The 18447-nt window shown below is 73.7% G+C and carries 17 protein-coding genes and 1 tRNA gene; 9 read left to right on the forward strand and 9 right to left on the reverse strand.

Annotation, left to right across the window (positions count from 1 at the left end; genetic code table 11):
• The first annotated feature begins 186 nt into the window (after positions 1 to 186).
• The 5 genes from AB0A97_RS25660 to AB0A97_RS25680 all read left to right on the forward strand — a co-directional run bounded on the left by AB0A97_RS25660 (position 187) and on the right by AB0A97_RS25680 (position 3946).
• Positions 187 to 274, forward strand: a tRNA-Leu gene (locus AB0A97_RS25660).
• A 143-nt stretch (positions 275 to 417) separates the two neighbouring features.
• The gene (locus AB0A97_RS25665; protein WP_361154181.1) at positions 418 to 1356 is read left to right on the forward strand and encodes an NAD-dependent epimerase/dehydratase family protein; all 939 of its coding nucleotides are present in this window, start codon (positions 418 to 420) and stop codon (positions 1354 to 1356) included.
• Positions 1357 to 1668: 312 nt separating this feature from the next.
• Positions 1669 to 2109 (forward strand): XRE family transcriptional regulator, encoded by a 441-nt coding sequence (locus tag AB0A97_RS25670; protein ID WP_361154184.1) that lies wholly within the window; start codon positions 1669 to 1671, stop codon positions 2107 to 2109.
• 53 nt (positions 2110 to 2162) lie between these two features.
• Positions 2163 to 2681, forward strand: a complete 519-nt coding sequence (locus AB0A97_RS25675) for a toxin (protein ID WP_361154187.1) — start codon at positions 2163 to 2165, stop codon at positions 2679 to 2681.
• Complete coding sequence (locus tag AB0A97_RS25680; RefSeq protein ID WP_361154190.1) at positions 2678 to 3946, forward strand: MAB_1171c family putative transporter; 1269 nt, start codon at positions 2678 to 2680, stop codon at positions 3944 to 3946. Before AB0A97_RS25675 ends, AB0A97_RS25680 begins: the two co-directional genes overlap by 4 nt.
• A 59-nt stretch (positions 3947 to 4005) precedes the next feature.
• On the opposite strand, the gene AB0A97_RS25685 is transcribed toward AB0A97_RS25680, so the two are convergent.
• The 5 genes from AB0A97_RS25685 to AB0A97_RS25705 form a co-directional block, all read right to left on the reverse strand.
• Positions 4006 to 4848, reverse strand: a complete 843-nt coding sequence (locus tag AB0A97_RS25685; protein ID WP_361154193.1) for an SMP-30/gluconolactonase/LRE family protein — start codon at positions 4846 to 4848, stop codon at positions 4006 to 4008.
• Positions 4849 to 4882: 34 nt separating this feature from the next.
• Positions 4883 to 5956, reverse strand: coding sequence for a DUF1611 domain-containing protein (locus AB0A97_RS25690; protein ID WP_361154195.1), 1074 nt, complete (start codon positions 5954 to 5956; stop codon positions 4883 to 4885).
• Positions 5957 to 6177: 221 nt separating this feature from the next.
• Positions 6178 to 7689, reverse strand: a complete 1512-nt coding sequence (locus AB0A97_RS25695) for an aldehyde dehydrogenase family protein (RefSeq protein WP_361154198.1) — start codon at positions 7687 to 7689, stop codon at positions 6178 to 6180.
• 1 nt (position 7690) lies between these two features.
• Positions 7691 to 8788: a phenazine biosynthesis protein gene (locus AB0A97_RS25700; RefSeq protein WP_361154200.1), complete on the reverse strand. Its 1098-nt coding sequence runs from the start codon at positions 8786 to 8788 to the stop codon at positions 7691 to 7693.
• A 261-nt stretch (positions 8789 to 9049) separates the two neighbouring features.
• Positions 9050 to 9874, reverse strand: coding sequence for a class I SAM-dependent methyltransferase (locus AB0A97_RS25705; RefSeq protein WP_361154589.1), 825 nt, complete (start codon positions 9872 to 9874; stop codon positions 9050 to 9052).
• Between the two features lie 269 nt (positions 9875 to 10143).
• Here AB0A97_RS25705 and AB0A97_RS25710 point away from each other — a divergent pair, with 269 nt between their 5' ends.
• Positions 10144 to 11478, forward strand: a complete 1335-nt coding sequence (locus AB0A97_RS25710; protein WP_361154203.1) for a DegT/DnrJ/EryC1/StrS family aminotransferase — start codon at positions 10144 to 10146, stop codon at positions 11476 to 11478.
• Here the strand turns inward: AB0A97_RS25710 and AB0A97_RS25715 are convergent.
• Entirely contained in the window at positions 11405 to 12022 is a 618-nt protein-coding gene (locus AB0A97_RS25715) for a class I SAM-dependent methyltransferase (RefSeq protein WP_361154205.1), read from the reverse strand. The two genes, AB0A97_RS25710 and AB0A97_RS25715, sit on opposite strands and share 74 nt — an antisense overlap.
• A gap of 22 nt (positions 12023 to 12044) precedes the next feature.
• A complete protein-coding gene (locus AB0A97_RS25720) occupies positions 12045 to 12554 on the reverse strand; it encodes a DUF6314 family protein (RefSeq protein ID WP_361154208.1) in 510 nt (169 codons plus the stop codon).
• Between the two features lie 179 nt (positions 12555 to 12733).
• Here AB0A97_RS25720 and AB0A97_RS25725 point away from each other — a divergent pair, with 179 nt between their 5' ends.
• A complete protein-coding gene (locus tag AB0A97_RS25725) occupies positions 12734 to 13444 on the forward strand; it encodes an HAD family hydrolase (RefSeq protein WP_361154591.1) in 711 nt (236 codons plus the stop codon).
• Between the two features lie 69 nt (positions 13445 to 13513).
• Here the strand turns inward: AB0A97_RS25725 and AB0A97_RS25730 are convergent, their stop codons facing one another.
• Together AB0A97_RS25730 and AB0A97_RS25735 are read right to left on the reverse strand one after the other, a co-directional pair.
• Positions 13514 to 15145 (reverse strand): ABC-F family ATP-binding cassette domain-containing protein, encoded by a 1632-nt coding sequence (locus AB0A97_RS25730; RefSeq protein WP_361154210.1) that lies wholly within the window; start codon positions 15143 to 15145, stop codon positions 13514 to 13516.
• A 413-nt stretch (positions 15146 to 15558) separates the two neighbouring features.
• A complete protein-coding gene (locus AB0A97_RS25735) occupies positions 15559 to 16938 on the reverse strand; it encodes a cytochrome P450 (protein ID WP_361154213.1) in 1380 nt (459 codons plus the stop codon).
• A 34-nt stretch (positions 16939 to 16972) separates the two neighbouring features.
• Between AB0A97_RS25735 and AB0A97_RS25740 the strand changes: the two genes are divergently transcribed.
• Together AB0A97_RS25740 and AB0A97_RS25745 are read left to right on the forward strand one after the other, a co-directional pair.
• Positions 16973 to 17374 (forward strand): hypothetical protein, encoded by a 402-nt coding sequence (locus AB0A97_RS25740; RefSeq protein WP_030021429.1) that lies wholly within the window; start codon positions 16973 to 16975, stop codon positions 17372 to 17374.
• Between the two features lie 169 nt (positions 17375 to 17543).
• Entirely contained in the window at positions 17544 to 18440 is an 897-nt protein-coding gene (locus AB0A97_RS25745) for an aminoglycoside phosphotransferase family protein (protein WP_361154216.1), read from the forward strand.
• Positions 18441 to 18447: the final 7 nt, after the last annotated feature.

Consider the following 18447-nt stretch of genomic DNA (forward strand, 5'->3'; position numbering starts at 1 on the left):
GACCGCGGCGGGGGTCCACCGCCATCCTCCCTCTCGGCGGCGCTGCGCCCAAGGCCGCAATACTCCCGACATGCGCTGGTCACAGGCGTACCCCTGACGCTGGACGGCCGTGATCGACCACCCCTGAACGTTTGCTATTGTTTTCCATGTCGGAACGGCCCAGCGGGCCGCACCGACAGACACCTGGTCCGGGTGGCGGAATGGCAGACGCGCTAGCTTGAGGTGCTAGTGCCCTTTATCGGGCGTGGGGGTTCAAGTCCCCCCTCGGACACCAACAAGGAACCCCAGCTCGGCTGGGGTTCTTCTGCGTTCTGCGCGGCGTACGTGACCGCTCGTCGGCGGAATGCGACAGGTCCCCGATGGCATACGACCGGAGCCGACGGCGCCCGACCGATCTCCGCTCGCTACCCTGCGCGCATGAGTGTTCACGTCGTCATAGGTCACGGCCCGGCCGGGGCGGCCACCGCGCGGATGCTGGCGGACAAGGGGCGTGCGGTACGGGTCGTCACGCGGTCGGGTGGGCGCGCGGAGCCGGGGATCGAGCATGTCGCGCTGGACGCCGCGGACCCCGGGCGGCTGACGGCGGCCGCGCGGGACGCGGCGGCGATCCACCTCTGTGCCGCGCCGCCCTACCACCGCTGGACGCGCGACTGGCCGCCGTTGGCCGCCGCGGTCGGCCAGGCGGCCGAGGCGACCGGCGCGGTGCTCGTCATGCTGGGAAATCTCTACGGGTACGGCCCGGTTCGGGGGGAGATGAAGGAATCGCTGCCGTTGGCCGCGACCGGTCCCAAAGGGCGTATACGGGCCCGTATCTGGGAGCAGGCGCTCGCGCTGCACGAGAAGGGCCGCGTCCGGGCGGTGGAGGTGCGCGCCTCGGACTTCTTCGGCCCGGGGGTGACCGACGGCGGTCACCTGGCCGCCCGGGTCGTGCCGCGGCTGCTGCGCGGCAAACCGGTGTCCGTCCTCGGTGATCCGGACGCGCCGCACAGCTGGACCTATCTCCCCGATGTGGCGCGGACCCTGGTCGAGGTCGCGGAGGAGGAGCAGGCGTGGGGGCGGGCCTGGCACGTGCCGACCCTGCCGCCTCTGTCGGTACGGGAGATGACCGGCAAGCTCGCGGCGCAGGCGGGGGTGCCGCCGGTCCCGGTGCGCCGGCTGCCGTCCGCGGTGCTGCGTGCCGCGTCGGTCGTCTCGCCCCTGCTGCGGGAACTTCGGGAAGTCCGCTACCAGTTCGACCGGCCGTTCGTGGTGGACTCCGGTGCGTACCGTGCCGCGTTCGCCGCCGACGCCACGCCTCTCGACCGTCAGCTCGAAGCGACGGTGGACTGGTGGCGCGGCCGGACGGCTGAAGGGTGACAGCGGGCCGAAGGGTCCGTGGGCGGCCGTGGCCACGGACGAGCGTCATGTGGGGGGCGGCTGAACGGCAGTCCCCGCCACCACGTGGCAGCGGCTCATCGCGCCGGCGCCGCGCGACCGTGGCAACCGGTCGCCGTCGCGACGAGCTCTCCCTCAGGCGGACACCCCCGTCGTCCGCGTGAGTGGACATCGGAACTGCTCTGTTCATCTCCGCTAACGCGATCCGACGGTAAGTGCACGCAAGAGTCCTGTCAACTAGGATGAGTTGGCACTCCCAGGCAGCTCACCCCGGCACACCACAAAGGAGACCTGATGTCGTCACTGGCCGGGAAGGTCGACAAGCTGTTCACCACGATTCGCGCGAACGGCCGTGAGTACACCTACGAGGAAGTCGCGCGCGGGTGCAGCGAGCTGAGTGGCGGCACGTTCTCCAAGACCTACGTCTGGCAACTGCGCACCGGCCAGCGCACCAACCCCACCAAGCGCCATCTGGAGGCGCTCGCCGCGTTCTTCCGGGTTCCGGCGGCCTACTTCTTCGACGACGACACCGCCGACCGCGTCGACTCCCAGCTCGCCCTCGCCTCGGCGATGGGCAACGCGGAGGTCCGCGACATCGCGCTGCGCGCCATGAGCATGGACGACTCCGGCCGCAAGTCGCTGGCCCGCATCATCCGCGAGGTCAGCATGATGCACGCCACCACCGGCGCGGCGCGGGGCCGGCAGCCGAACCGTCCGGCCGACGGCGAGGAGTAGTGCTCCGGGTGCCTTTCCGCCGGCGTGACCGCCCCGGCAGAGGGTCTTCCGGGATGAAGGCCATGCGCCGGCAGTGCCGGGACAAGCTGGCGTCGTTCGGGCTCCCCGCCTGCTACGACCTCCCGCAGCTCTGCGACCACCTGGCCCGGGTACGGGGCCGGGAACTCGAACTGGTGGCCATGCCGATGGAGACCTCGGGGCCGTGCGGCCTGTGGCTGTCCTTCCCCGGTACGGACTACGTCGTCTACGAGGCGCACACCAGCCGCCACCACCAGGAACACATCGTCGCCCACGAACTGGCCCACATGATCTGCGGTCACCACGGAGTCGGCGTCCCCGGGACCGACCCCGGCAGTCTGCTCTTCCCCGACCTCGACCCCTCCCTCGTGCAGGACCTGCTGTACCGCGAGAACTACTCGGACGCCCAGGAACAGGAAGCGGAGGTCATGGCTTTTCTCCTCGGGGAGGCGTTGCGCGCCGGTCCACGCGGGGGCGCCGCGGCGCCGGACCCGGACAGCGCGCTGGGCCGGATCCACGGCTCGCTGAACTGGCGCCGTGAGGACGGTTCATGACCGGCATCACCCACATCCGCTATCCGATCGCCGCGCTCGCCTGCTGGATCGCGTTCGCCTACACCCTGGTACCGCTGCTCCGCGGGCACCGCCGCAACGCGGGGCTGACGGCGCTGTGCGTCTCCTTCGGGTGCCAGGGCATGTATCTGGCGATGTCCACCCCCGCCCGCTGGACGGGCACCCTGTTCGGCACCATCACCTGGTACAACGTCTCGGTCCAACTGTGGATCATCGCGGTGCTCGCCAGCCAGCAGATCCTGCTGATCCACTGGATGTACCCGAGGGACGAGGCCCGGGTGCGGGCCAGGCGGCGGCTGCTGCTGCTCGCGGTGGTGCCGGTGACGATGGTGGTGCTGTTCTTCCTGGCGACCCTCCAGGGCCCGCCGCGCAACGTCTTCAAGAACCTGGGCGACCAGCCGTTCTTCGTCGCCTACCAGGCCGCGTACCTCACCGCGTTCGTGGTCGGCAAGATCCTGGTGGCCCGCGCCTGCTGGCACTTCGCCAAGCTCACCGACCACGCGTGGGTGCGCCGCGGACTGCGCATCGCTGCGGCCGGCGCGGCCGTCGAGCTGGTCTATCCGGCCGGCCGGTACGCCGACGTCTTCCTGACGCAGTACGGCTGGAATCCACTGCAGTGGTCCGACGTGTCCCGTACGACGCTGACGATCGGCATGGTCCTCAACATCGTCGGCTGGACCGCCCCGTTGTGGGGGCCGCGGGTCTCCGCCGTCCGCGGCTGGCTGGCGGACTACCGCAGTTACCGGCTGCTGCGCCCGCTGTGGCTGGCCCTGCACCGGGCCCACCCGGAGATCTCCCTGCCGTCCAGCACCGGCAGCGACCTGTCGGCCCTGTACGACCTGCGGTTCCATCTGCACCGCCGGGTGATCGAGATCCGGGACGGCTGTCTGGCGCTGCGCGGGCACCACGGTGATCCGGGCGCGGTGCTCTCGCCGGGGCAGGGGGCCGCCGAGGCGGAGGCGGCGCACATCGCGGCGGCGCTGGCGGCCGGGCCCCGGGCGCCGGGGCAGGTGCCGGACGGCCTGGCGGCGGGCGGTGCGGCACCGGCGACCGGCAGCCCGGCGGCGGGCGGTGCGGACGGTACCGCGCCGGACTCCGCGGGTACGGGCGAGGTGCCCGCGTCCGCAGCGGCCGGCGGGCCGGACTTCTCCGCCGATGTCGCGTGGCTGGTCCAGGTGTCCCGCGCGTTCGCCCGCCTCCGGCCCGCGGTGACGCGGCCGGACGGTGAGCCCGTACGGACCCTGTAGGTGCCCGTACAGGCCCTATAGGGACCCGTACGGACCCTGTGCGGCCCGTACGGACCGGATCACCCGGCGAACGCCACACCCTCCAGCCCCTGGGCCACGCCGGGTACGACGAACAGGTTCCCGGCCTCCGGCTCGACGTCCCCGAGATCGCGGCGGGCCGAGGTGACGTAGAGGTCGGTCAGGTCCGGGCCGCCGAAGCCGCAGGACGTGGTCAGCGAGGCGGGCAGGGTGATCTCGCGGTCCAGCCGCCCGTCCGGGGTGTAGCGGCGGACCGCGCCGCCGCGGAAGAGGGCCACCCAGATGCCGCCCGCGGTGTCGGTGCACATGCCGTCCGGGAGGCCGTCGGTGTCCGTGATGCCGGTGAGGACGCGGCGGTTGGCCGCCTTGCCGGTGTCGAGGTCGTAGTCGAAGACGTCGATCCGGCGGGTGCGGGTGTCCACGTAGTACATCCGGGTCGCGTCGGGGCTCCAGGTGATGCCGTTGCTCAGCTGTATGCCGGTGGCGGCGGTGTGCGTGGTGCCGTCGGCGTCGATGCGCGCCAGCCAGCCCGGGGAGGTCTCGCCGGCGATGGTGCCCACCCACAGGCGGCCCCGGCCATCGATGCCCGCGTCGTTGCCGCGCACGCCCTCCTGCGCCCATGCGGTGAGCCACCGGCGCGATCCGTCCGGTCCGGTCACCGCGACGCCGTCGCGCAGGCTCAGCACCAGGCCGCCGCCCGCCCGGGGCAGCGCCGCCGCCACCGGCTGGTCCACGACGGTGACCGTGTCGCCGCCGTCGGAGGGGCGGTAGCGGTGCACTCCGCCTTCGTTCATGTCGACCCACAGCAGGGTGCCGTCGGCGGCGTCCCAGGTGGGGCATTCGGCAAAGTGCGCCCGTACGGCCAGGGCCACTTCAACACTCACGGTGCACAGTCTCCTCGTCACGGGGATGTCGGGGTCACGGGGTCAGTACGGGGCCGAGCACGTCCAGCAGTGCGGCGGTGCCGTCGCCGTCGAGCACGTCGACGACCGGCAGCCCCAGTGGGCGCAGTCTCGCCACGCTGTCCCGGCCGCGGGTGGCGACGGCGACGACGGGGGCGCCGCCCAGTTCCTCCACCGTACGGATCTCGCTGCGCGGGTCCCCCACCGGGAGGTGCTCCCAGTGGTAACGACGGGTGCGGTGCGGGTCGTGCACGAAGACGACGGCGTCGGGCTGCGAGCCCTGGAGGATCGCGGTGGCCAGGCCGCCGAAGGCGGGGTGCAGCACGGACGCCTGGCCCTTGATGATCAGCAGGTCGTGCCGGGGGTCGGCCCGCAGCATCAGGTGTTCGACCAGCCCGGCCGCCTGGAAGACGGGGGTGCGGTCGATGATCGCGCCTTCCGTGCAGCCGGCCAGCAGACAGGTCTGGCCGGTGCCGATGTATCCGGCGTCGATGCCGCGGGCCCGGGCTTCCCGGTGCAGTTGCAGGGCGACGGTGCGCTTTCCCACCACGCAGTCGCTGCCCGCCACGTGGACGAGCCGGGCGCGGGAGCGCCGCAGCCGGCCCGAGTACTTCGGCAGTTCGTCGTGCGGGCGCCGGACGTCGACCAGTTGCTGGCCGTGCGCGGTCTTGCCGGCGAACTCCGAGTGGCGCAGTTGGAGGTGGAGGCAGGAGATGACGTGCAGCCCGTTGCGTACGGCGGTCGCGATCTGCTCCCACCAGAACACCGGGAGGTCGCCCGGCGGACGCGGCGCGTGCCGCACCGCGCCGTCCACGACCTCCACGTGATCGGACTCGGTCATCGCCACGACCAGCGCCTCCGGCCCGTACGGCAGTGCCTCCTCCAGCGAGGCGACGACCGGGACGTCGGTGCCGGGCACCACGGACGCCGTGCTGCCGGACGGGTGGAGACGGTCGACGACCGCCACGGATTCGAGGACGGTGCTGTGCCGCAGCACCCCTTGGGCCGTCTTGCCTTCGAGACGGGCGAACACACCGTCGGCGAAGAGCACGGCGCGGAGCGGAAGCCGCGGAAATCCGGAGAGGACCATGCCCGGAACCCTACTCACCCGACGATTTCCGGGGAACGACGGTGCCGGACCCCGCGAGGTCCCGGACACCACCCGGCATCCGGTGTCCGGGGCACGGCGTCCGGTGCGGGGCCCCGGGCGTTCCGCTGCCCGGGCTCCCCCGACGGCGGTACGGCGAGGGCGGAGCCGTACCGCCGGGCGACGGAAGCCGGGCCGTGCCGCCGGGCGACGGTGACCGCCCGTCATACGGACGGTCCCCGGACGGCCGCCGCCCCGGGCCCTCCGGCGAAGGTCTTCGACTCCATCAGGAACTCGGCGAGTGAACCGTCGTGCGGCAGCCCGGGACGGGTCCAGTGGGTGGGGACGTCGCCCTGGTGGACGTTGCGGATCCGCGGGCTCGCGACGCACTCACGTACCAGGGAGGCGTCCTCGCTCAGCACCGTGAGGGACAGGGTCCGGCCGAACGCGGACGGGCACAGGTCCGGCTGCCAGGGCGCCACGGCCGCGTACGGGAAGGGCAGTTCGGCGCCGAAGTGCGGGTCCTGTGGGCTGTCGAGGGCGACGACGAGCGGCCGGAGGACGGCGCTGCCGTCGCCCAGGTCGGCGAAGAACCGTTCGGCCGGGTCGGTGTCCGGGGCGGCCGCCGGCTGTGTACCGACCGTGCCGACGGTGTCGTGCAACTGCCGCGCGAGGCGCCGGACCTCGTCCAGCGGCCGTACGGGCAGTGCCGCGTCCGGGTGGTCCGGGGGCAGCAGCGGAAGGCGCCCGAGCCGCTCGGCCAGCGCCCGCGCGAGGCTGTGCGGGTCGTCCTCGCACAGGACGGCACTGGCGTTGAGGCACTGCACCCCGGCGTCGGCGGCCACCGAATCGGCGACGGTGTCCAGGTGGTCCCGCCAGGACACGTCCCGGGTGATCAGGACCTTGGAGCGGCCGGGGCCCTGCGCGAGCACCCGCCGGCTGTCGGCATACCGGGCGACGACGCCGTCACCGCCGTAGACCAGACCGAGGTCGGCCTGCTCGACGAGGGCCTCCGCGTGCTCGTGGGTGGTCGGCAGCAGCGCCGTGTACGCCGGTGCCAGCCCGGCCTCGCGCAGCGCGCGGACCAGCCGCCGCGGGGTGAACGGGTCGCGCTGGGAGGGGCGGACGGCGACGCGGTAGCCGAGGGCGAGGGCGCCCAGCCACTCCAGATGGGTGGCGGGGTGATTGCCGGGCGCCAGCACGCCGAGGACGTCGCCCTTGCGTACCCAGACCGCCGTCGTGTCACCGGCGGACAGGTCGTCGAGGGGCAGGGCCCCCGTGGGGCGCTGCGCGGCCAGGGTGTCCGCCGCGGCGCGGCCGGTCCGCGCCACCTTGTCGAGGGTGCGGCGGGCGACGGACACGGGCAGTCCGGAGACGAGGGCCTGGCGGCGGCAGTACGCGTCGGGTGTCTCCCCGTCCAGGGTGGCGGTGGCGAACAGCTCGCCCGCCCTGGCGAGGGCCGCGAGGCGTTCGGCGGCGGTCTGCTCCGGGGCCGCGCGCATCTCGTTGATGACCTGGCGGATCAGCAGCGGCGGCGCGAGCGACAGTTCGCCCGCCGGGTTGCCGGTGGCGTCGGTGAAGGTGGTGCGGGCGGCGGAGCGGTACGGGCCCGAGGGGCGTTCGACGGTGATGTCGTCGGGGGAGCTGCCGGTGCCCGTACGGGAAGCGGCGTGGCCGGTGCCGGTGTCCGCGGCGACTCGGCCGGTCCCGGCGGCCGTTTCCGGACGGCCCGCCATGTCAGTACACCCCCTCGATGATCTTCTTGCCGCCGTCGGTGAACGGCTGGACGTCGGCCACCCCGTCGCCCCCGAAGCCCGGCACCGGCGCGACGCGGATCGCGGTGTCCCGTTCGAGCACGTGCGGCAGCAGCACCTCCGGGCTCAGTTGCCGCATGCACACCCGGCCGCGCTCGCCGTACGCCACCTCGCGGGAGAGGTCGTCCGGGTCGAGCAGGGACAGGTGCACGTACGGGTGGAAGCTCTGGAAGACACAGGGTTCGGTGTCGCCGGGCACGGCCGGCCGCTGGGGTGCCGCGCCCATCATCGTGTTCCCGTACAGGCCGCTGACGGCCACGCCGGGGAAGACCTCGGTGGACAGCAGCCGCAGCGTCTCGGGGTCGATGGAGGTGCTGCCCCACAGGATGCCGCGCACCTTGTCGCGGACCAGCCCGGCGAGCCGCGGGCGTTCGGCGATCGCCTCCAGGAGGGGCGGGGTCGCGTACAGCAGGGAGATGTTCTGGGAGGTGAGCACCCATTCGGCCTGGTCGAGGAGGTGGTCGACGTAGTGCCGGGCGATGTCGCTCTGGCCGTCCTGGAGGCAGCGCCGCACCCAGCGCGGGTCGAGGTCGACCGGGAAGAACACCGCGCCGCGCAGCCGGGCGAGGCCGCGCAGCGCGTCGGCGACGACGTGCGGGCCGCTGGGGCCGAGGAAGAGCAGGTTGCCGTCGCCGGACGGGAAGCCGTGCTGGTCGAGGACCTCGGACCACCAGCGGGTGTTGCGTTCCCACTGGCCGAGGTCGACGATCCGCTTCGGGGCGCCGGTGGTGCCGCCGCTCTCCCAGACGGAGGGCAGCCTGCCCAGGCCGCGCAGGCCGACGGGCAGCAGGTCCTCGACCGGTACGTCCCGCCACTCGGCGCTGACGTCGGGGAAGCGGTTCAGGTCGGCGAGGGTGGTGATGTCCTTGCGCGGGTCGAAGGGCAGCGACGCGGCGCGCTCCACCCAGAACCGGGAGCCGGTGGCCGGGTCGAAGTGCCATTCCATGGCCGCGGCCACGACGGCGTCGGCGGAGGGCAGTTCGTGCCAGGGCGTGCCGAGTACGGCATCCACGTCGCGCATCTGGTTCACCTCTCTGCTGGGGTGGGGCTGTCGGCCGGGCCCTGCGGGGACGGGGCGACCCCGGGGTGGGGGGCCGTCCCGCGCCGGGACCGTCCGGTGGATCCACCGGATCATGGGATGTTTGGCCGTGCAATGCGACCGCGGGCATTCCGGCTTGAAGCGGACGGGGGCTGGCCTGAACCGTGTCCCCGCTGGTGGTCGGGGCGGTGCCGGGGTGTGTCCGGTCCCGGTCCGCGAGTTCCGGAAGGCCCGCCGGACGGCTCAGGGCCGGACGGCCCGCAGCGCGAACAGCAGCGGAATGCGCGGTTCCGCCGGGGGCAGCCGCCACCAGCCGTGGTCCGCCTGCTCCATCGTCGCGAAGCGCTTCCAGGGCAGCAGGTCCGTCTCGCGCAGCCGGTCGACGGTCAGCCCCGCGCCGACGAGCGCGTTGACGGTCTCCCCGAGGCCGTGCCGCCACTCGTAACTGGTCGTCGCGCCCTCCACCGGCGGCCCGTCGGTGTACGTGTGCGGCGTGTCGCTGCGGAGCGCGCCCCGGCCTTCCAGGTAGTCGTGGGCCAGCAGCAGCCGCGCGTCGTCCGGGTCCTGGCCGGGGTCGGGAGCGGCGCCCAGGGAGTTGAGCAGCGGGTGGAACTCGACCACGTACAGCATGCCGCCCGGCCGCAGCAGCCCGGCGATCACCCGGGCCCAGCGGGTCAGGTCGGGCAGGTAACAGAGCGCGCCCTTGCCCGTGTAGACCACGTCGAAGCGGCGGCCGCCCAGCGCTTCGGCGGCCTGGTGCACATCGGCCTGGACGAACTCGATGTCCCGCCCGCCGCGGGCCGCCAGACGGCGCGCCTGGTCCAGAGCGGCGCCGGAGAAGTCCAGGCCGACGGTGTGCGCCGCGCCCCGCTCGGCGAACGCCTGCGTCTCGGTGCCGAGATGGCACTGGAGGTGCAGGACGTCCCGGCCGGCCAGCGGGCCGAGGTCGTCCCATTCGAAGGGCGCGAACCAGTCGTCGGCAGTCCGCGTACCGTCCAGTCCGTAGAAGTCGCTGGCCACGTGCACCGGGGTGCGGGCGTCCCAGTTCTCCCGGTTGGCACGCAGCATGGCGTCGGTCGTGGGGGCACTGTCCTGGTCGGACGTGCTGTCCTGGTCAGACGTGCCGGCCTGGCGCGGCGTGCTGTCCTGGCTTGGCGCGTTCTTCCGATGAGGCGTGCTGTCCTGAGTAGTCACGACGGCGTCCCTACCCGGCGGCCCACGGCCGGATGCCCGGCAGCGGGCCCGGCAGTGCCCCGGCAGCGGTCCCGCGGTGCCCCGGCCGGTCAGGTGCGCGGCAGTGTCCTGCGTCTGCCCCGGTGAGGAGGAGGTGGTGCGGGATGTACCCACCGAAGGACTTCGACATCGGCTGGCCGGATCTCGCGTACGGGATGGCGGCCTGCGGGCGGGGCGGAGACGCCGAGCGGTGGGCGGCCACCGTGGAACGGCGGTTCGGGGACGGTGGTACGGGCGGGAGCGCGCAGGACGCGGGCGGGAGCGGGAACCGGTGCCTGGCGACGCTGTCGGTACGCAGTGCGCTGGACCTGGCGCTGCGTGCCGCCGCGCTGCCCCGTGGCAGTGAGGTGCTGATGTCCGCCGTCACGATTCCCGACATGTGGCGGATCGTGACGGAACACGGGCTGGTGCCGGTCCCGGTGGACCTGGACGCGAGCACCCTGCTGCCCACCGCCGGGCAGTGGGAGGCGGCCGCCACCCCGCGCACGAAGGCCGTCGTCGTCGCTCATCTCCTCGGCACCCAGGCGCCGCTGGGGACCCTGACGGAACTGGCCGCGCGGCGCGGCTGGCTGCTGGTCGAGGACTGCGCCCAGGCGTACAGCGGCCCGGACTTCCGGGGCGATCCGGGCGCGGACGTGTCCCTGTTCAGCTTCGGCCCGATCAAGACCGCCACCGCGCTGGGCGGCGCGGTGGCGGTGGTCCGCGACCCCGGTCTGCTGACGGCCATGCGCGCGCTGCACCAGGAGTGGCCGGTACAGCGACAGGACGCGCAGGCCCGCCGGGTCGCCAAGTACGCCCTGCTGGCGCTGCTCACCACGCGGCCGGTCTACACCGGGGTCCTGGCGGCAGCCGGAGCGCTGGGCCGCGACCACACGAGCGGCCTCCAGGACACAGTGGGCGCCTTCGCCGGTACGGACCTCATGCCCGCGATCCGGCACCGCCCGAGCGCCGCGCTGCTCGCCCTGCTGGACCGGCGGCTGTGCACCACGGACACCACGCGGGCGGTGGACCAGCGGGCGGCGACGGCACGGCGGCTGGTGGCGCGGCTGCGCGATCCGTCGCTGGTGTACGGCGCGGGCGCGCCCGTACACACGTACTGGCTGTGTGCCGTGCCCACCCCGGACCCCACTGCGACGACGGCCCGTCTGCGGTCCGCGGGCTTCGACGCGGCACGGCCGACCTCTCTGGGCGCGGTGCCGGCACCGCCCGGCCGCCAGCAGGGCGCGCGAACGGCGGCGCACCTCGTACGCCAAGCCGTGTGCCTGCCGCTGCGTACCGGTATGCCGGAGCGCGCGCTGGACCGGATGGCGGCCGTGCTCGAACCGGAGGCGTGGGGGCATGCCCAGCAGGACCGAAGCCGGTCCCTTACGGGCGCCGGGCCCAGAACAGCGCATGGCCTCCGGTGCCTTCCGGTACGAACGCCTCGCCGTCCACGGTGAGCCCGGCCGCGGTGATCCACGCCCGGTAGGTGTCCGCGCCGGGATGGCTCCACCACATGGTGGCTCCGGCGCCGAGCCAGTTCTCCTCGGTGCCCGTCCAGGCCCCGTGACCGGCGACGGCGAGCAGGGTGCCGCCGGGCCGCAGCCAGCCGGCGATGCGGGAGAGCAGGGCCGGCTGCTCGTCGAGCGGCAGGTGGATGAGCAGGTAGAGGCAGACGACGGCGTCGAAGGAAGCGTCGGGGAGGTCCAGGCCGGCCGCGTCGGCACGGTGGAAGGTGGCGTGCGGCACGAGGCCACGGGCCCGCCGGACCTGCACCTCGCTCAGGTCCACTCCGGTCACCGCATGGCCGGCGGCGCTCAGGGACCGCGCGACGGGGACTCCGCACCCGCACCCGAGGTCGAGCACGTCGGCCCGGCCGGGCAGCCGGTCGAGCAGGGCGGCGATCCAGGGGACGTACGTGTCGGGTCCGGCGTCGTCGGCACGGTAGGCGTACGAGACGGCGTCGTAACCGCGCCGGACCATGTCTTTGGGGGTTTCGGTCACGGGGACGGACGGTAGGGCACGGTCAGGGCCGCGGACGAACGCTTTTCCGGTACACCGAGCACAGCAGCTGGGTCTTGGCCGGGCCACCCACCCGCCAGCGCAGGTGCCACTCCCCCGGCGAGACGACGGTGAACTCGCCGTCGTAGAGGTCGGCGGCGCAGGGGTGGCGGGTGGTCCAGTGGCCGGTGCGCAGGTCGAGGTCGTGGAAGGGCCGTCCGTCGGCGAACGTGACGTCGGCGGTGCCGTCCGGGCGCGGGCACAGGCGCAGGGTGCGGGTGGCGGGGGCGGTGGTGCCGTTCCAGGTCAGCTCGCCCTCCTCCACGTGCAGCAGCGCACCGGGCGCGGTCCCGTCCGCGGTGCCTTCCGGGCCTTCCGGCCGGAAGTGCGCCGTGCCGCGGTAGGTCCCCTGCGTACCGGTACGGACGTCCAGCACCGTACGGTCGACCGTCCACCGGCCGGCGAGGTACGCGGCGGCGTCGGGGACCGGGTACGGGCCGCCGGGTACGGTCGCGGCGTCGGGCTCTGTGGGCATGCGGCCATTGTCCCCGGCGGCGCCCGGCCCCCAGCTTCCGGGCCGCTCCGGGCCGCGCGGAGCCGCGCGGAATGGCGGTGCGTGCGCGCGTACCCGGTCAGTAGGGTGCCGCGGGGCCGGGGGTGCCTTCCGGCCCGGACGACGGCGACGTGCACGAACGAGGAGACGGTGTGAGCACAGTGGACGGCGGGCCCGGGACGCGCCGCGCGCGGCAGGTGCTGATCTTTGACGCCGACGACACGTTGTGGGAGAACAACGTGATCTTCGAGCGGGTCATCGAGGAGTTCCTGACCTGGCTGGACCACCCGGAGCTGGGCCGGGACGGCGTACGGGCCCTGCTGGACGAGATCGAGGCCGCCAACGCCGTGGTGCACGGCTACGGCAGCAAGGTGTTCCTGCGCAGCCTCGGCGAGTGTGTGCGGCGGGTACGGCTGCGGGAGGCCGGCGAGGCGGAGTTGGCGCGGATCGCGGGCTGGGCGCGGGCCTTCGAGGCGGACGAGGTGGAGCTGATCCCCGGCGTGGCCGAGACCCTGGCGGAGCTGGCCGGGCGGCACGAACTGCTGATGCTGACGAAGGGGGACGCGGCGGAGCAGCGTGCGAAGGTGACGGCGTCCCGGCTGGCCCACCACTTCCGCGGGGTGCACATCGTGCCGGAGAAGAACACCGGCACGTACGAGGAACTGGTCCGGACGTGCGCGCTGTCGCCGACGGACACCTGGATGATCGGCAACTCCCCCAAGTCGGACATCCTGCCGGCCCGGCAGGCCGGCCTGAACGCGGTGTTCATCCCGAACGACCACACCTGGGTGCTGGAGCACGGCGTCCTCGACCCGGCCGACGAACAGGTGCTCCACCTGAAGACGTTCACCGAGCTGCTGCGGCACTTCTGAGCGGCAAGGCCGGGGACCGTACCGTCCCGGACGGCGCGCGGCGACGATGCCGCACGCCGCCCGTGGCGGTCACATCGGGCCGGTGTCCTTCAGCTCGCCGTCCAGGGCGAGCCAGCGGGTGATGCCGATCTCGCGGAGGAACGCCATGTCGTGGCTGACCACGATCAGGGCGCCCCGGTACGACTCCAGCGCCGTGACGAGCCGGCGCACCGAGGCGATGTCCAGGTTGTTCGTCGGCTCGTCGAGCATCAGCAACTGGGGCGCGGGCTCGGCCAGCATCAGGGCCGCGAGGGCCGCACGGAAGCGTTCGCCGCCGGAGAGGGTGCCGGCCTGCTGGTCGGCGCGGGCGCCCTTGAACAGGAAGCGCGCCAGGCGGGCCCGTACCTGGTTGGCGGTGGCGTCCGGGGCGAACCGGGCGACGTTCTCGGCGACGGTCAGCCCGTCGTCGAGGATGTCCAGCCGCTGCGGCAGGAAGCGGTGCGGCACGTGGATCTCCGCCTCGCCCTCCTCCGGCGGGATCTCGCCCGCCAGGGTCCGCAGCAGCGTGGTCTTGCCGGAGCCGTTGCGGCCGGTGAGCGCCACCCGTTCCGGGCCGCGCAGCTCGATGTCGGCGGACGCGCCGTAGCGGACACGCAGGCCCCGAAGGGTCAGCACGGCGCGCCCCGGCGGCACTTCGGTGTGCGGCAGGTCGACCCGGATCATGTCGTCGTCCCGTACCGCGTCGGCGGCCTCGTCCAGCTTCTCCCTGGCCTCCTTGAGTTTCTCGGTGTGCAGGATGCGGTGCTTGCCGGCCGAGACCTGGGCCGCGGCCTTGCGCTGGTTCATGATGATCTTCGGCTCGCGCTTCTGGACGTACATCTTGTGGGCGTACCGGGCCCGGCGGGCCAGTTTGACGTGCGCGTCGGCCAGTTCGCGTTTCTGGCGGGCCACATCGGCCTCGGCGACCCGCAGCATGCGCCCGGCCGCCTCCTGTTCGACGGCGAGGGCCTGTTCGTAGGCGCTGTAGTTGCCGCCGTACCAGTGGACTTCGCCGCCGCGCAGATCGGCGATCCGGTCCACGAGGCCGAGCAGTTCCCGGTCGTGGCTGACCACGATCATGACGCCGGGCCAGCCCGCCACCGCGGCGTACAGTCTGCGGCGGGCGGCCAGGTCGAGATTGTTGGTCGGCTCGTCCAGCAGCAGCACGTCGGGGCGGCGCAGCAGCAGCGCGGCCAGCCGCAGCAGGACCGACTCGCCGCCGGACACCTCGCCGATGGTGCGGTCGAGGTCGATGGAGTGCAGGCCGAGCTGATCGAGGGTGGCGCGGGCGCGCTCCTCCACGTCCCAGTCGTCGCCCACGGCGGTGAAGTTGGCCTCGTCGGCGTCTCCGTTCTCGATGGCGTGCAGGGCGGCGCGGGTCTCGGCGATGCCGAGGGCCGCGTCCACCCGCAGGCCGGTGTCCAGGGCGGCGTTCTGCGGCAGGTAGCCGACCTCGCCGGCCACTTTCACGGAGCCTTCGGACGGCTGGAGCCGGCCGGCGAGGAGTTCCAGCAGGGTGGACTTGCCGGACCCGTTCAGGCCGATCAGGCCGGTACGGCCGGGGCCGACGGTCAACTGGAAGTCCTCCAGGACGGAAGTGCCGTCGGGCCAGGCGAAGCCGAGGCCGGAGCAGACGACGGAGGCGGCGGCCGGAGTGCCGGAAGAGGCAGAAGAGGTGGTCATACAGGTCTCCTCGGTGCGCGGCGAAGGTACGGGGACGGCGCGGGAGACACCACGGGACGGTCCACGAGAGCCGGGCGGCGGCACCGAGCGGTGCGCCGGGGCGGAGGGGGCGGGCCGGTGACACGGATCGCCGAGGTCGCGGACAGGGGCGCACGGCGGGTGCCGGGCGCGCTCTGCGCGCGCTGTCGCACCTCGCGCCGTGGGCGCGGTGTCTCAGGACCTCAGACGAGCAACGGCCTTCTCCTGTCGACGGCAGTGGGAACGGGAAGAACGGTACGAGGGGCGCCGCCGAGACGGCAACGCAATTTTCGATGCGTTCGGCGGCGCGGCGCGCTCACACCGCAGCCCGTGCCCGGCCCACGACCGCTCCGGCCGTACGTCCGTCCGTCCCCCGCCCGCCACTCCCCCGCCCGTCACCCCACCGCGCGCAGCCGCACCCGCGCCGGACCGGCCGCCTGCAAGGTGATCCCCGCGGTGAGCGGCACGTCCCGGTCCACCGCCGTCAGCTCGTACGAGCGCAGCAGGACCGCCGCCGCCAGCACGGACTCCAGCATCGAGAAGTGCTGTCCGATGCAGGCCCGCGGGCCGCCGCCGAAGGGGAACCACGCGTAGCGGTGGCGCGCCGCCTCGCGCTCCGGTGTGAACCGCAGCGGGTCGAAGCGTTCCGGGTCCTCCCACAGGTCCGGGTGCCGGTGGGTCACCCAGGGCGAGACGATCACGTCGGCGCCGTCCGGGATGCGGTAACCGCCGATCTCGGTGGCCGCGACTCCGCGCCGGCTGACCACCGGCGCCGCCGGGTACAGCCGCATCGCCTCCTTGAGGGCCATGGTCAGCCGCGGCAGCCGGTCCAGGTCGGCGGCCTCGGGGTCGCGCCCCGCCAGTACGGTGTCGATCTCCTCCCGTACCAGCGCCTGTTCTCCGGGGTGCCGGGCGAGCAGGTGGAGGGTGAAGGCCAGCGAGGTCGCGGTCGTCTCGTGCCCGGCCAGCAGGAAGACCAGCACCTGTTCGCGGATCTCGGTGGCGTCCAGGCCGCCGTCCTCCGCGGTGCCCGCGCGGGTGAGGAGCGAGAGGAGGTCCGCGCCCTCGCCGTCGCCGGGCGTCCTGGCGGCCCGCCGGCCGGCGGCGATGCTGTCGCAGACGGCGTTCAGCTCGGCCGTCGCGGCGGCGGCCTTCCGGTTGGCGGGGGTGGGCCAGTGGCGGGGCAGGTTGCGGGGCGAGAAGCCGCGCCGCACCACATACTTGTTGATCACCGGGAAGCAGCGGTGCACGGTGGCGACCGCGGCCTCCACGTCCGTACCGAACAGGATGCGGGAGACGGTGCGCAGCGCGAGCCGGTTCATCTCGCCCACCAGGTCGACGGTGCCGCCGGCCGGGGTACGCCAGCGGTCGGCGACGGCCTGCGCCTCGGACGCCACGGCCTGTGCGTACCCGTCCACCCGGCGCTTGGTGAACAGCGGCTGCACAATACGGCGTTGACGCAGGTAGTCGGCGTCCTGACTGGTCAGCAGGCCGTTGCCGAAGGACTGCCGGACCTCTTCGTAGAACGGGTGGTCCTTGCGGAAGTTCGCCGCCCCGGACGCCAGGACCTGCTGGCTGCCCTCGGGCGAGAAGACCGCGTGGAAGACGCTGCGCAGGCCGGGCGGCCCGGCCACGAAGCGGACGATGTCGCCGTGTTCGCGCCGGGCGCGCGTGAACGTGTCGAGGGTGGACCGCCGCAGGTCGAACATCGAGCCCAGGAACGGGACTCCCTTGGGGCCCGGTATGGGCGGGGCGGGGTGCGTCGTGGAGGTCATGGGGGCGATACCTACCCCGCGTAGCATGGGCCGAATGATCAATAAGCGTTCCGGCCGCGCGCCCGCCGAAACCCCGTGCCGCGTCACCGTCTGCCGCGGTTGCTGCTGCGGCGATCCGCGCAAGGTCCCGGGCGTGGACCACGCGGCGCAGATACCCCGGCTGCGGGCCGCGCTGGCGGGCGCGGCCGAGGTCCGCGCCTCGGACTGCCTGGACGTCTGCGACCAGGCCAACGTCGTGGTGGTCCAGCCGTCCCGCGCGGGCCGGGCCGCGGGCGGACGCCCGGTGTGGCTGGGCCTGGTCAACGACGACGGGGCGCTGGACGACGTCGCCGCCTGGATCAAGGCCGGCGGCCCCGGCGTCGCGGAACCGCCGGGAGTGCTGGACCTGTACACGTTCACCGTGTCGCGCCGGGTGCGGGAGGCGCTGGAGGACTGAGGGCCGGTGGCTCACGGGCCGAGGGGTACGGCGCGCGGGTGACATCCGCCGGGAAGCCGCCGCTGATCGCCGGGCTCCCGCCGCGAAACGCCGGACCACCGCCACGGAACACGGGCGTCGGCCGGACATCCGCCCTTCTCCGGCGGCCCGCTGGGGCATGATGGCGATCATGACGGATGAACGTTGGCCGGAGGCGGCAGAGGTGGCCCGGCTGGCCCAGGACGCCGTTCCCGGCGCGGCCGCGGCCGATGTCCGGCCCGTCGGCGAGGGCGGCGATCACGCGTCCTGGTGGGTGGGGCCGGACCACGTGGCCCGGTGCGCGCTGGACCGGGGCGGCTCGGAGCGGCTGCGCCGGGAGATCGCGTTGCGCGAGCTGATCGGGGACCGGGTCGGTGTGCCGCTGCCGGTCAGTGTGGCGAACGGTGAGTGGGCGCGCGGACGTGCCTTCACCCTGGACACCCGGCTGGGCGGGGTCTCCGCCGAACTGCGCCCGGTGACGGCGGCGGGCGAGTCCGAGCTGGCGCGGCTGCTCGTCCTGCTCGCCGAGGTGCCGGTGGCGTCCGCCGAGGCGCTGGGCGTGCCGCCGGAGGCGCCGCGCAACATGCCGGGGCTGCTGCGCCGCGCCACGGCGGCGGCGGAGGCCGTCGCCGCGCGCGGCGAGTTCGCGTCCGGCCTGCTGCCGAGACTGCGCGTGCCAGGGGCGGAGAGCGCCACGGCACCCGGCACGCTGGTGCACAACGACCTCAAGGGAGAGCACCTGCTCGTCGCCGAGGACGGCCGGATCAGCGGCGTGCTGGACTGGACGGACGCGGTGACCGGCGACCCCGCCGAGGACGTCGCGGGCCTCGCGATCTCGGTCGGCGCGGTGGCCGCCGTACGGATCGCGGAGGCCGCGGGATTCGACCGCGGCGGGTGCGCCCGCGCGCTGCAACTGGCCCGCTGCGACACGCTGACGCTCCTCTCCGACCGGCTCCGCGGCATCGACGACAGTCCGCTGCCGTTGCTGCGCGCGCAACTGCGGCGCGCGTGGGAGCCGACGCCGCTCGACGGGCCGGACGGAGCCTGAGGACCCC

It is taken from the genome of Streptomyces sp. NPDC045470, from assembly GCF_040646595.1.
Lineage (GTDB): Bacteria > Actinomycetota > Actinomycetes > Streptomycetales > Streptomycetaceae > Streptomyces.